9 protein-coding genes are annotated in these 13,713 nt (G+C 68.3%); 3 read left to right on the top strand and 6 right to left on the bottom strand.

Annotated features, from left to right (window positions below):
- Positions 1-21: 21 nt before the first annotated feature.
- Both SI859A1_RS06765 and SI859A1_RS06760 read right to left on the bottom strand, forming a co-directional pair.
- Positions 22-1,758, bottom strand: a complete 1,737-nt coding sequence (locus tag SI859A1_RS06765; protein WP_244400935.1) for a chloride channel protein — start codon at positions 1,756-1,758, stop codon at positions 22-24.
- Between the two features lie 203 nt (positions 1,759-1,961).
- Positions 1,962-2,462 carry a cupin domain-containing protein gene (locus tag SI859A1_RS06760; protein ID WP_009209081.1) on the bottom strand — a complete coding sequence of 167 codons (501 nt, stop codon included), beginning with the start codon at positions 2,460-2,462 and terminating at the stop codon, positions 1,962-1,964.
- A gap of 112 nt (positions 2,463-2,574) precedes the next feature.
- Between SI859A1_RS06760 and SI859A1_RS06755 the strand changes: the two genes are divergently transcribed.
- Positions 2,575-3,648, top strand: coding sequence for a serine/threonine protein kinase (locus SI859A1_RS06755; protein ID WP_009209080.1), 1,074 nt, complete (start codon positions 2,575-2,577; stop codon positions 3,646-3,648).
- 134 nt (positions 3,649-3,782) lie between these two features.
- Here SI859A1_RS06755 and SI859A1_RS06750 read toward each other — a convergent pair whose 3' ends face one another.
- The 3 genes from SI859A1_RS06750 to SI859A1_RS06740 form a co-directional block, all read right to left on the bottom strand.
- Positions 3,783-4,724: an IS110 family RNA-guided transposase gene (locus tag SI859A1_RS06750; RefSeq protein WP_040325081.1), complete on the bottom strand. Its 942-nt coding sequence runs from the start codon at positions 4,722-4,724 to the stop codon at positions 3,783-3,785.
- A gap of 244 nt (positions 4,725-4,968) precedes the next feature.
- Positions 4,969-6,138, bottom strand: coding sequence for a BaiN/RdsA family NAD(P)/FAD-dependent oxidoreductase (locus SI859A1_RS06745; protein ID WP_009209079.1), 1,170 nt, complete (start codon positions 6,136-6,138; stop codon positions 4,969-4,971).
- 83 nt (positions 6,139-6,221) lie between these two features.
- Positions 6,222-8,861 carry an ATP-dependent helicase gene (locus SI859A1_RS06740; RefSeq protein ID WP_040325488.1) on the bottom strand — a complete coding sequence of 880 codons (2,640 nt, stop codon included), beginning with the start codon at positions 8,859-8,861 and terminating at the stop codon, positions 6,222-6,224.
- 150 nt (positions 8,862-9,011) lie between these two features.
- On the opposite strand from SI859A1_RS06740, the gene SI859A1_RS06735 reads away from it, so the two are divergent.
- Positions 9,012-9,896, top strand: a complete 885-nt coding sequence (locus tag SI859A1_RS06735; RefSeq protein ID WP_040326367.1) for a dienelactone hydrolase family protein — start codon at positions 9,012-9,014, stop codon at positions 9,894-9,896.
- A gap of 19 nt (positions 9,897-9,915) precedes the next feature.
- Positions 9,916-11,190, top strand: a complete 1,275-nt coding sequence (locus SI859A1_RS06730) for an MFS transporter (RefSeq protein WP_009209076.1) — start codon at positions 9,916-9,918, stop codon at positions 11,188-11,190.
- Positions 11,191-11,194: 4 nt separating this feature from the next.
- Here SI859A1_RS06730 and SI859A1_RS06725 read toward each other — a convergent pair whose 3' ends face one another.
- On the bottom strand, positions 11,195-13,699 hold the full coding sequence (locus SI859A1_RS06725; RefSeq protein WP_009209075.1) for an EAL domain-containing protein: 2,505 nt from the start codon (positions 13,697-13,699) through the stop codon (positions 11,195-11,197).
- Positions 13,700-13,713: the final 14 nt, after the last annotated feature.

Genomic DNA, 13,713 nt, shown 5'->3' with positions numbered 1-13,713 from the left:
GCGCCCCTCGAACCGCGTCGATCACCCGTAGTGGTTGCGCACCACCGCGTTGGCCAGTTCCTCGCGGCTGATGACGCCGGCAATGTCCTCGGGCCGCGGCACGCCGCGGGTCTCGCTGACGACGATGGCGTAGGAGCGGTTGCGCCGGTTCATCCGGGTGATGACCGTGTTCAGATTGTGCACCGTCGAGGCGAGGATGAACTCCGACGAGCCGATGTCGTCGAGGGTCTGGGTGGCGAAGCGATCGGCCCGGTAGGGAATCGTGCCGAAGCGCACGAAGCCGGTGATCCGGTTGCCGTCGGTCAGGATCACCCGCGAGGTCTCCACGTCGATGCGCTTCAAGGCTTCCGACACGGTCATGGCGCCGGGCAGGATCTCGAAGGTCTTCGACATCACCTCGGTCACCGGCTGCACCATGAACATATTGGTGGTCCGGTCGGTCGGGATCGGCCGGCCGCGGTTGCGCAGCTTGATCGTGTAGATGTCGGCCAGGGTCAGCGAGCGCCGCACGCCGATGGCGATCGCCACCGCGAGCACCAGCGGCAGGATGATCTCGTAGTCGCGAGTCATCTCGAAGATCATCACGATCGCCGTCATCGCCGCGCTGGTGGCGCCGCCGACCATGGCGCCCATCCCGATGATCGCGAAGGTCTCCATCGTCAGGCCGGCGCCCGGCAGGACCGTGTTGCCGATCAGGCCCACCGCGCCGCCCAGCGCCGCGCCCATGAACAGGCTCGGCGAGAAGATGCCGCCCGACGCCCCGGCCCCGAGGCTGAGACAGGTGGCGACGAGCTTGCCGACGAACAGCATGATCAGCACCGCGACGGTCATGTCGGCGCCACTGATGATGTCCTGGATGGTGGCGTAGCCCACCGAATAGATGTGGTAGTGGCCGGTCCAGGACAGGAACAGATAGCCCATCACGCCGACGGCGGTCATGCCGATGACGTTCTGGACATAGGGGTTGAGGTTCGACTGCTCGAAGACGTCCTCGGACTTGGCCAGCAGCTTGACGAAGGCCCAGGCGGCAACGCCCATCACCGCGCCCAGGATCGCCGCCAGCAACAGTTCGGCGCCGTTGACCGCAGCGCCTTCGGGCAGGCCGCCGAGCGGCACGATGAAGGCCGATTCGATGCCCATCGCCAGGCGGAAGACATAGGTCGAGGTCGCCGTCGCCACGACGACCGGCAGGAAGGTGCGGGCCGAGATTTCCGGCAGCAGCACTTCCGAGGCGAACAGCACGCCGCCGAGCGGCGTGTTGAAGGTTGCCGCGATGCCGGCGCCCGCCCCGGCCGACAGCAGCGTGATCTTCTGGTGGCGTACGAGACCCAGCGCCCGGCCGAACGTCGAGCCGAAGGATGAGCCGATCTGGATGATCGGGCCCTCGCGGCCGACCGAGGCGCCGGTGCCGATGGAGATCGCCGAGGCCAGCGACTTCACCAGCGCGACGACGCCGCGCACATTCCCGTTCTGGTGATAGATCGCATACATCACCTCCGGCACGCCGTGGCCCTTGGCCTCGGGCGCGAAGCTGCGCACCAGCCAGACGACGACGAGACCGCCGATCACCGGCACCAGAATGATGCCCATGCCCCACGGGCTCGGCGCGCCATAGGCGTTCGGCTCGAGATGCAGGCTGAGCTCGCCGTAGAAGGCCAGATTGTAGATGAAGGCGATCAGATATTTGAAGACGATCGCGCCGAGGCCGGCGACGATCCCAACCACCAGCGCCAGCACCAGCATGATCGGCAGCGACATTTCCCGGTCCGGCGGCGCCTCCGCCTCCGGTGCGGGCGACGCAGCGGACGGGACGGACGGGCTTTCGACGGACATGATCACGGGAACGCTGTTGGGATGGATCGGACGGGCTGTAAGTCGCCCTTCTATTTCACCCTCGCCCGGCGATTGAAAGGCTGTGGGCGAAAGATTCGCAGCTTCTCCACCAGGGCCGGTGCCAGGCTTCAGCCATGCCACGCCGCCAGACAGCCCGGCTGCGCGCCCGTCACGGGATCGCGCGGCGGCAGTGCCAGCGCCGCGATCTGCTTTTGCGCATCCGCCGAATCGCGGTCCCCGGCGCGAAGGATGGTGCCGCTCTGGCCGGGCGGATAGGCGCCGACGACGGCAAAGTCGGGGGGCTCCGACAGCCGCCGATGCCCGACACCGGCCGGGATCACCACCACGTCGCCCGGCCGCATCCGCGCCGTGATCCCACCGGGCCCGCCGAAGCCGATCTCCGCTTCGCCGCCGACGCAGCCGAGCACCTCGTGGCCGTCGGCATGATAGTGCCAGTAGTCGAAGACCGTGTAGGTCCAGCAGCCTTGCCAGCCATGATCCAGGAAGCGTTCGGTCATTGCGGACGCGGTCGCGTCTTCCGCACCGACAGCCTCGCACAACACAAGCAGTGGCAAGGAGCTGTTGGGAATATCGTCCCGCGCCGGGAACAGGTGGGTTTCGACTTCCATTTCGCCTCGCAAGGGTCGATAATTCCGCAAAGATCGGTCGCGCGTCCGGCGCCGCGCGATCGCGCTTGCTTGGCAGAAGCTAGGCGACATTCCTGCCCAGTCCACGAGATCCATGCCCCAGCATCGTCCCCCGCTTCCCGTTCTTGCCGCGCCCTTCGTTGTCGATACGGTACTCAAACGCGACGTCTTCGGCGAGATCGCCGCCGGTCACCTCGCCAATGCGCCCGACATCCCGGTGACGCGGCGCCGCGTCGGAATCGCCGCGCGTTGGGTCCGCCGCTTCGCCTGGCACCTCGCCGGGCGCGAGATCCGGGCGCTGCAGACGCTGGGTCCCGTTGCCGGAACGCCAACCCTTCTCGGCGTCGATTCCGAGGCGCTCTACCGGTCCTGGATCGAGGGCACGCCGCTGCACGTCGCCCGCCCGATCGGCAACGCCGCCTATTTCCGCGACGCCAAGCGGCTGCTGCGCTCGCTGCACCGGGCCGGCATCACCCACAACGATCTCGCCAAGCCGCAGAACTGGCTGATGACCCCGGACGGCAAGGCGGCGCTGATCGACATGCAGCTCGCCACCTTCTTTCCGCGCCGCACGCGCCTGTTCCGGCTGCTGGCCCGAGAGGATCTGCGCCATCTCCTCAAGCACAAGCGCAGCTTCTGCCGCGAGGCGCTGACGGCGTCCGAAAGGCGCATGCTCGCGACCAAGAGCCTGCCCGCGCGGGTCTGGATGGCCACCTTCAAGCCGGTCTACAACATGGTCACCCGGGGCATCTTCAACTGGTCGGATGGCGAGGGCACCCGCGACCGGATGGACACCGACGGGGCGGCAGTCAAGGCGCGGGTCGCCGCCGATCCCGCCATCGCGGGCTTCGCCCTCGTGCCCTATCCCTATCCGCGCCAGCGCGGCGTCGGCCTCTATCTCTTCGCCGAACCGTCACCGAGCATCGATGCGCCGGCGCTGGAGCAACGCCTCCGCGACGCGCCGCGTCCCCGTCCCGACCTCGTCCAGGTGGTCGCGACCCTGCCCCGCGACGCCAACGGCACCGTGCGCGAGGATCTGCTGCGGCTGGTGGCGATCAATCAGGTCGAGCGCCTCGCCGCCGTCGCCGGCGACGACACCGCGCTCGCCATTACCCAGCGCATCGCCGAAGACCGCCGCAACTTCACCGACCGCCGCTTCAAGCGGTAGGGGGGATTGAAGGGCGGTCGATGGCTGCGTGGTGAGCCGCCGTTGGCGGGAACTCTTATTCGGCAACGCCGCGGCAGCGTCAACGATCTGGCATGGGTCCTCGGGTCAAGCCCGAGCAACTGTGTGAGTATGCGTCAAGGGGTGGCTGGGCGCGGCTGATATTCTCCGGTTCGGATTGCCACGTTGAGCGTGACGAGGAGCTTGCGGGCGATGGCGATCAGGCTGAGCTTTGCTGGTTTGCCGGCGGTCGTCATGGTGGCGAAGAGGGCCTTCCACGGCGTTGTTCGCACGGCGGCGAGCGCCGCCATGTAGAGGGCGTCGCGCACGCGCTTGCGGCCACCCTGGACGCAGCGTCTGCCGCGCAGCAGGCCGGAGTCCCGGGCAATGGGGGCAAGCCCCGCCAGGGCGGCGATCGCCCGGCGGCTGACGCGGCCGAGTTCGGGCAGGCTGGCCAGCAGCACCGAAGCGGCGACCGGCCCGATGCCGGGAGCTGCGCGCAGCACGCGGCGCTGGCGGGCCAAAGCGGCATCGGCCGCGACCGTCGCCTCGATGCGGCGCTCGATGGTGCGGATCTGCGCGTCGAGGAGGGCGATCACCGCGAGGAGACTTTCGGCGATGCACGGCTCGCTCATGGTCCGCAACCGCACCCGCTCGGCCTTGCGCATTGCGACGAGCTGGTCGCGGCGGCTGACCAAGCCCTGCAGCGCCAGCCGCGCGGGCGCCACCTTCTCCGTCGGCCGCAGCGCCAGAGCCGTGCCGTAAAGGGCCAGCATGCGGGCATCGACCGCATCGGTCTTGGCCAGAAGGCCGGCCGACCGGGCGAAGTCGCGGGCGCGGCGGGGATTGGCCCGGTGGAACACCAGGCCCGCCGCCTCCAGGGCACGGATCAGCGGCTGGTCGAACGGCGCGGTGGCCTCGATCACGACGAAAGCCTGCCGCCTTGCCGCCAAGGCCGTCACGGCAGCGATCCCGTCGGCATCGTTGGTCAGGCGTCTGGCCCGCCCTTCGGGATGAGCAAAGACGTCGAGATGCGCTCCAGAGATATCGATACCCAGCACGGTCCGGTCTATCATCATAAGTCCCATCCTTGTCCTGCGGGCTCGGCGCTGTCACGCCGGCCCCGGCAACTGTTCGGGGTGGATGACGAAAGGCGGGCGGCGAACCTTGCTCGGGCACGGTCTCCAACGACCAAGGATGACACGGTGCGCTGCCCGCCGATCAGCCTCTCCAATTGCAAGAGGCCGTCAACAGACAAGGATGACGCCCGTGTTTGAGGGGGCGCCACCATGCCACACCACCACCCCGCCGCATTCCACGCCCTCACCCCGACCGCGCGGCGATCGCCTTGCCGGCGGCGACGCCCGAGGCCCAGGCCCACTGGAAATTGTAGCCGCCGAGCCAGCCGGTGACATCGACGGCCTCGCCGATGGCGTAGAGGCCGGAAACGCCTTTGGCTTCCATGGTTTTCGACGACAGCTCCGCCGTATCGATGCCGCCGGCGGTCACCTCGGCCTTGGCATAGCCCTCGGTGCCGGTCGGGCGGAAGCGCAGCCGCGTCAGCATGTCGGCGGCCAGATCCAGCTCGGCATCGGTGATGGCACCCAGTGGCCGCGTCTCGCCGATGCGCTCGGCCAGGGCGTCCGCGAGGCGGTTGGGCAACCGCTCGGCGAGCGCCGCCTTCATGTGGGCGCGCGGCATGCGCCGCTTCGCCGCCCGCAGCATCTCGGCCGCATCCTTGACCAGCGTCAGCTCGATGGTCTCCCCCGGCGACCAGTAGGACGAGACCTGCAGGATTGCCGGGCCCGACAGGCCCTTGTGGGTGAACAGCGACGCCTCCTCGAAGGCGATGTCGCGCACCCGCGCGATCGTCGGGCAAGCGACGCCGGAAATCTCGCGGAACAGCATCTCGTCCTTGCCCAGCGTCAGCGGCACCAGCGCCGGGCGCGGGGTGACAAGCTTCAGGCCGAAGCGGTCGGCGATCTCGTAGGCCTTGCCGGTGGCGCCCATCTTCGGGATTGACGGCCCGCCCGTGGCGATGACCAGCGCCGGTGCGGATGCGCCGGCGACCTGGAAGCGACCGTCGGCATGGGCGATCTCGCCCACCGGCGTCGACAGGCGGATCTCGACGTTGCCCAATCGGCATTCGGCCAGCAGCATGTCGACGATCTGCTTCGCCGATCCGTCGCAGAACAGTTGCCCAAGGGTCTTTTCGTGCCAGGCGATGCCGTAGCGTTCGACCAGCGCGAGAAAATCCCACTGGGTGTAGCGGCTGAGCGCCGACTTGGCGAAATGCGGGTTCTCCGACAGGTAGCAGTGCGGCTCGGTCTCGCGATTGGTGAAATTGCAGCGCCCGCCGCCGGAGATCAGGATCTTCTTTCCCGGCGCGTCGGCATGGTCGAGGACGAGGACGCGCGCTCCCGCCTGCCCGGCCGTCGCCGCCGCCAGAAGCCCGGCACCGCCGGCACCCAGAATGATCGCGTCGTAATCCATCGTCGCTCTTTGCGGTGAGAAGCGGGAGCTGTGCCCGTCAACGGGGCCGGCCGGCCGTCAGACGGGCGACGGCCGGCCGATGCTCAGGTCGGCTCCACGAAGCCTTCGAGCACGCGCTTCTGGCCGGCCTTGTCGAAATCGACGGTCAGCTTGTTGCCCTCGACGCTGGCGACGGTGCCGTTGCCGAACTTCAGGTGGAAGACCCGGTCGCCGGAGGCAAAGCGGCTGTCTTCGGTGGCCACCGACTTGGCCACCAGTTCGCCCTCGATATCGCGCGGACCGCCCTTGCGGGCCGCAGCGTTGAGGCCGAAGCCGGTGCGCGGCGGCTGGTTGTGGCCCTTGCCGCCGTGCTGGCCGCCGCGGGCGCCGACGCCGCCCTCGTCATAGCTGATCTCGCGGGTACGCCCGCCCGACCAGCCGTCGCCGCCCCGGCCGCGCCCGCCATTGCCGCCGGCAAAGCCCGCATTGGCTGCCTGGGCGCGGCGCCAGCCCGGCGTCGTGTAGGCGCCCTCCTGGAAGGCCGCCGCACCGTCCCAGCGGCTGGCGCCATAGCCGCCGAAGCCGCCGGCCCCGTAACCGCCATAGGAGGTGTTGGCCTCCATCACCTCGACATGCGCCTCGGGCAGTTCGTCGAGGAAGCGCGAGGGGATGGTCGACTGCCACATGCCGTGGATGCGGCGATTGGAGACGAACCAGATCTTCACGCGCTGCTTGCCGCGGGTGATGCCGACATAGGCCAGCCGGCGCTCTTCCTCGAGGCCGGAACGACCGCCCTCGTCGAGGGCGCGCTGGTGGGGAAACAGCCCCTCCTCCCAGCCGGGCAGGAAGACGGTCTCGAACTCCAGCCCCTTGGCCGCGTGCAGCGTCATGATCGAGACGGCGTCCATCTCGGCGTTCTGCTCGGTGTCCATGACCAGCGCCACATGCTCCAGGAAGGAGGGCAGCGTGTCATAGGCCTCCATGGAGCGGATGAGTTCCTTCAAATTCTCCAGCCGGCCCGGCGCCTCGGCCGAGCGGTCGTTCTGCCACATCTCGGTGTAGCCGGATTCCTCGAGGATCTGCTCGGCAAGGTCGGTGTGCTTGGCGGTGGACAATTGCTCGGCCCAGCGCACCAGATCGGTGACCACCCGGCGCAGCGCGTTGCGCGGCTTGGGCTTCAGCTCTTCGGTTTCCACCATCTCCACCGCCGCCGCGATCAGCGGCACGCCGCGGGCGCGGGCATAGTCGTGCAGCAGCCGCATGGTGGCGTCGCCGAGCCCGCGCTTTGGCGTGTTGACGATCCGCTCGAAGGCGAGGTCGTCGGCCGGCTGGCAGACGCAGCGGAAATAGGCGAGCGCGTCGCGCACCTCCATCCGCTCGTAGAAGCGCGGACCACCGATCACCCGGTAGTTCAGCCCCATGGTGACGAAGCGGTCCTCGAACTCGCGCATCTGGAACGAGGCGCGCACCAGGATCGCCATGTCGTTGAGATTGTGGTCCTCGCGCCGCTGCAGATCCTCGATCGCCTCGCCGATCGCCCGCGCCTCCTCCTCCGAATCCCAGCCGGCATTGACCTCGACCTTCTGGTGATCGGGGTCGGAATGGTCGGTGAACAGCGTCTTGCCGAGCCGGTCCTCGTTATGGGCGATCAGATGCGAGGCCGCGCCGAGGATATGGGCGGTGGAGCGATAATTGCGCTCCAGCCGGATCACCGTCGCGCCGGGAAAATCCCGGTCGAAGCGCAGGATGTTGTCGACCTCGGCGCCGCGCCAGCCATAGATCGACTGGTCGTCGTCGCCGACGCAGCAGATGTTGACCGCTGGCGGATCCGACTCACCTGCTCCGCCTGCATCCGCGACACCGCTATGAGTGACGGCCGCCGCAACCCGCCGAAGCGGGGTAGAGCGCTCGCCCCGCGCCTGCGAACGCTGGGCCAGAAGCCGCAGCCAGAGATACTGGGCGACATTGGTGTCCTGGTACTCGTCCACCAGGATGTAGCGGAAGCGGTCGTGATACTCGGCGAGGACATCCGGGTTGTCCCGGAAGATGGCGATCGGATGCAGCAGGAGATCGCCGAAATCGCAGGCGTTGAGGGACTGCAGCCGCGCCTGATAGGCGGCGTAGAGTTCGCGCCCCTTGCCGTTGGCGAAGGCCCGCGCGTCGCCCTCGGGAATGTCCTTCGGCGTCAGCGCCTTGTTCTTCCAGCCATCCAGCATGTTGGCGAAGGTGCGGGCCGGCCAGCGCTTGTCGTCGAGATTCTCGGCCTTGATGAGCTGCTTGATCAGCCGGATCTGGTCGTCCGTATCCAGAATGGTGAAGTTCGACTTCAGCCCGGCCAGCTCGGCATGCCGCCGCAGGATCTTCACGCCGATCGAGTGGAAGGTGCCGAGCCACGGCATGCCCTCGACCTGTTCGCCGACCAGAAGGCCGATGCGCTGCTTCATCTCGCGCGCGGCCTTGTTGGTGAAGGTCACGGCAAGGATCTGCGACGGCCAGGCCCGGCCGGTGGCGAGGATATGGGCGATGCGCGTCGTCAGGACGCGCGTCTTGCCCGTGCCGGCGCCGGCCAGCACCAGCACCGGGCCCTCGGTAGTCTCCACGGCGGCGCGCTGCTCGGCATTGAGGCCGGAGAGATAGTCCGGCGCGCGCGCATTGCGGGCCACCCCGCGGGCCGACAGCGCACGGGCGGCGATACCGCCGGGACGGGCCGCCGGGACCCCGGTTGATTCGTCGAAATCAGTCATCCGCGCCAATGTAAGACTTCGTGCGCGGAACACTAGGGAAGCGGTCGCCGGAAGCCGGCATGGCGCGGTCGTGATGCGCGATTGCCGCCGCGTTGCGCCGGGGGCGCAACGGGTTAGTATGCCCTGCGAACGGTGATGGAGCAGGCGATCATGGACGACAGGACCCCGACGATCACCCAGGCGATGATCGATGCCTATGACGAATACACGCACCTGACGCTCGATCGCCGCGGCTTCATGCGCAAGCTGACGGCACTGGCCGGTTCGGCGACGGCCGCGGCCGCGATCGCCCCGCTGATGGCCGCATCCAGCGCCCGCGCCGCCATCGTCGCACCGGACGATCCGCGTCTGGCCGGCGTCTGGGCCACCTATCCCGGCGCCAGCGGCGAGATGAAGGCCTATGTGGCCCGGCCCGCCGATGCGACCGATGCCCTGCCCTCCGTGCTCGTGATCCACGAGAACCGCGGCCTCAACGCCCATATCCAGGACGTCGCCCGGCGGCTGGCGCTGGGAGGCTTCCTCGTCGTCGCGCCCGACTTCCTGTCGCCGGCCGGCGGCACGCCCCCGGACGCGGACAAGGCCCGCGAGATGATCGGCGCGCTCGACACCGAGGCCCGTATCGCCGACGCCATGGCGTCCCGCACATGGCTCGCCGGCCGCGAGGACGGCAATGGCCGCGTCGGGGCAGTCGGCTTCTGCTGGGGCGGCGGTCTCGTGAACGACCTCGCCGTCGCCGATCCGGACCTTGCCGCCGGTGTCGCCTATTACGGCCGCCAGCCGGATGCGGACAAGGTCGCCGACATCAAGGCGGCGGTGCTCCTGCATTACGCCGGCCTCGACGAGCGCATCAATGCCGGCATCGACGCCTATCGCGACGCGCTGGAGGCCGCCGGGACCGAGCATCAGGTCCATGTCTACGCGGGCGTCAACCACGCCTTCAACAACGATACCTCGCAGGCCCGCTACGACGAGGTCGCCGCCGGGCTGGCCTGGGACCGCACCGTCGATTTCCTGAAGGCGCATCTGGGCAGCTAGGCTCACCGGGAAAGCCCGGATGCGTGCGGCACGCGCGGTTCTCTGCCTGGCTTTCGGCGAGACCATCGTCTGGGCCGGCTTCTACTATCTCTTCCCGGCGCTGCTCCTGCGCTGGGAGGCCGATGCCGGCTGGCCGAAGACCTGGCTGACGGCGGCCTTCGCGGCGGCGGTCATTGTTTCGGCACTGGTCTCGCCCGTGTCGGGTCGCCTGATCGATCGCGGCCACGGTCCGCTGGTCATGGGCAGCGCTGCCCTGTCAGGCGCAATCCTGCTGGCGCTCCTGCCCTTCGCCGAGACGCTTCCCGCCTTCACACTTCTCTGGCTCGGGATCGGCGCGTCGATGGGCGGCTGCCTCTACGAGCCCTGTTTCGCGCTGGTCACCCGGGCGCTCGGGGCCGATGCCCGTCCGGCGATCACCCGGGTCACGCTGGTGGCGGGCTTTGCCGGCACCCTGTCCTTTCCGCTCAATCACTTCATGGCCGAGACGGCCGGCTGGCAGGGCGCCGTCTGGCTGTTCGCCGCGCTCGTCGGATGCCTGGGCGTGCCGCTGATCGTCCTCGGCGCCCGGGCGCTCGAAGCCTCGGCCGGGCTACTGGCTGAACCGCACGCACCAATCCGCACCGGCGAGGCGGCCGCAAGTCCGGCCCTTGTCAATTCAGCGTCGGCCACGGCAGCGTCGTCCGCGCCGGCCCCCGCCCTCTTGCGCCGCCCGCTGTTCTGGTATCTCGCCGCCGGCTTTTCGCTGCTCGGCTTCAATCACGGCGTGGTGCTGAACCATCTGCTGCCGATCCTCGCCGACCGGGGCGTCAGTCTCGATCTGGCGGTCCTCGCCGCGGCGATGATCGGGCCGATGCAGGTCGCCGGGCGGCTGGCCCTGATGCTCGCCGGCGCCCGCCTGTCCAATGCATGGGTGACGACGCTGTCCTTCGGCTTCGTGATCACGGCGACGCTCTGCCTGATCGCGGCGGAATTCGCGCCCCTCCTGGTGATCGCCTTCGTCGTCCTGCAGGGCAGCGGCTACGGCGTCCTCAGCATCATGCGGCCGGTGATGACACGGGAGATCCTCGGCCAGGCGCGGTTCGGCGCGATCAGCGGCGCCATGGCCGTGCCGTATCTGTGCGCCTACGCGCTGTCGCCCTTTGTCGGCTCGCTGCTCTGGGCGGCCGGCGGCTACGACATCGCGCTGGCGACCGTCGCGATCCTCACCCTCGTAGGGCTGGCCTGCTACCGCGCGGCCCTGCGTCATGCGACGCCCCCTGCCGTGCCACCCGGACCGACCGCACAGCCGGTGTGAAGTTTCAGGCGATCAGCGCCTCGGCGCGAGGCGCGGCGTCGGCCAGTAGCAAGGGTGTCGAGGGAGCCATCTCACGAGGCATGTCAACGTCCGCCTCCGTCGTCCCACATCCGATGCTCAGGAGCATGCGCGCCAATTCATCAGCCGGTTTTGGACGGGAGAAGAAATAACCCTGCATCTCGCGGCAGCCCTCGCGCAGCAGGATATCGCGCTGGGCCGCCGTCTCGACCCCTTCGGCAATCACCGACAGATCCATCGCCCGGCTGAGCCCGATGACGGCGCGGATGATCGCCATGTTCTCGCGATCGTCGAGGTTGCGGACGAAGGACTGGTCGATCTTGATCTTGTCGAAGGGAAACCGGCTGAGATAGCCGAGCGAGGAATAGCCGGTACCGAAATCGTCCATGGAGATGCCGATGCCCTGGTCGCGGAACCGCTCGAGCGTCGCGAGCACTGTCGCACTGTGCTGCAGCAGCAGCGATTCCGTGACCTCGACCCGCAGCCGTTCGGACGCCAGGCCGGCGCGCGCCAGCGCCGCCTCCACGATATCGGCGAGGCCCGGATCGCGGAACTGCACCGGCGAAAGATTGACCGAGACCGCAAGCTCCGACGGCCACGCGGCCGCCTGCCGGCACGCGGTCTCCAGCACCCAGGCGCCGATCGACGCCATCAACCCGCAATCTTCGGCGACCGGGATGAACTCGGCCGGCGAGACCAGGCCGCGCTGCGGATGATGCCAGCGCAGCAAAGCCTCGAACCCGGTGACGACCTGGCGCTCGACATCCACGAAGGGCTGGTAGAACAGCGCGAATTCCTCGTTCTCGACCGCAAGCCGCAGGTCGAGTTCGAGCTGCCGCCGCGCCTCCAGCCCCGCATCCATGTCCGGCTCGAAGAAGCGGAAGGTGCCGCGCCCCTCGCTCTTGGCCCGGTACAGGGCCACGTCGGCATTCTTGATGATGCTGTCCGCGTCGATCGCACGGCCGGCCTCGGCCATCTCCGCAGTAACGAAGATGCCGACACTGACGCCGACGCAGATCGGCCGCCCGTCAATGGGAAACGGCTCGATGAAGGCGTCGACTATGCGCTGCGCCAGGGATGCGGCGGCAAGATGCGGATCGCCAGCCAACTGGATGATCGAGAACTCGTCGCCGCCGACGCGCGCCACGAGGTCCCCCTGCCTGACGCAGGACAGCAGCCGCGCTGCGGCAGCGCGCAGCAGCGCGTCACCGGTCGGATGCCCGAGGGTGTCGTTGACCGCCTTGAAGCCGTCGAGGTCGAGGCAGAGCACGCTGGTGTTGGCGACACCGGCAGCCGTCCGCGTCGCCACCTCAAGCCGGTCGCGGAACTGCACCCGGTTGGGCAGTCCGGTGAGCGCGTCGTGCAGCGCCATATGGGAGAGCTTCGCCTGTGCCCGATACTGATCCGTGACGTCCTCGAAAGTGTCGAGCCAGCCGCCTCCTTCGATCGCCTGCCGGGAGGTGGCGATCATCCGGCCATCGGGAAGTTCATGGGTGAAGCTGCCGTCCGGGCCTGGCGCCAGAAGATGCTGGATCTCCGGGTCGAGCAGCACCTGGCGCGCCGACACGCCGATCTGCAGCCCGCCGAACATCTCAGCAAAGCGGCGATTGAAGATCACCAGCCGCTCGTTGCCGTTGAACATGCACAGACCCTGAGTCATGTTGTGAAGCGCCGCCTCGAAGCGACTGTTCTGGATGGCGATATGGCTGTCGTAGTTGTCCGCCTGCTCGGCCATCAACTCGCGGATGCGATCGATATGCTCGCCGATGCTGCGCTGCATTGTCGACAGGGCCCGCATCAACTGGGCCGTCTCGTCGTGTCCGCGCGGCAGGATGTCGTTGTCGAGCCTGCCGCGGGCGATCGATTCGGCAACCTGCACGGCCCGGTTCAGCGACGGCACGATCATCCGCGCCAGCACCAGCGAGATGATGACTGCGAGCACCACGGCGGCCGCCATGGCGGCCTGGGCACTGCGCAGGGAGGCGTCGATCAGCTCTCCGACTTCCCGGCGAAAGCGGTAGCCATCGCCGGCAAGGATCTCGACCGCCGTGTCGAATTCGCCGTCGAGTGCAGAAAACCGCATCCGCAGTGCGTCGCTCTCGAGCGTAGCGAAGTCCTGCTGCAGCAATTGCAGACCGGTGCGGATCTCGCCGATCTTGCGGCGACCGCCCGACGACATCGCCCGCTCCAGGGCGACGTCGAGATCGGCCATGATGTCCGGCAGGGCGATCGACAGCGCCGTCTGCGCCGGCAGAAATGCTTCGCCATCGGTTCGTCGCGATCCCGAACGCAGCTGCAGATCGTCCATCTCGATCTGCAGGAGCGAGTTCTGGGCCGAGCGCAGATAGCTCAGCGAGAGAAGGGCTTCATCGTAGATGCGGGTGGCCAGATTACCGGCCTCGCGCTGAGAGTTCTGCGTGAACACGCCGAGACCAAGCGTGACGAGTGTCAGGCACAGGCAGCCGACAAGAAGTTTCAACCGGATAGGCATGGATCGGTCTCGTA

Origin of the sequence: Aurantimonas manganoxydans SI85-9A1 (genome assembly GCF_000153465.1) — a bacterium.
Lineage (GTDB): Bacteria > Pseudomonadota > Alphaproteobacteria > Rhizobiales > Rhizobiaceae > Aurantimonas > Aurantimonas manganoxydans.
This window is presented reverse-complemented; position numbering and strand designations above follow the sequence as displayed.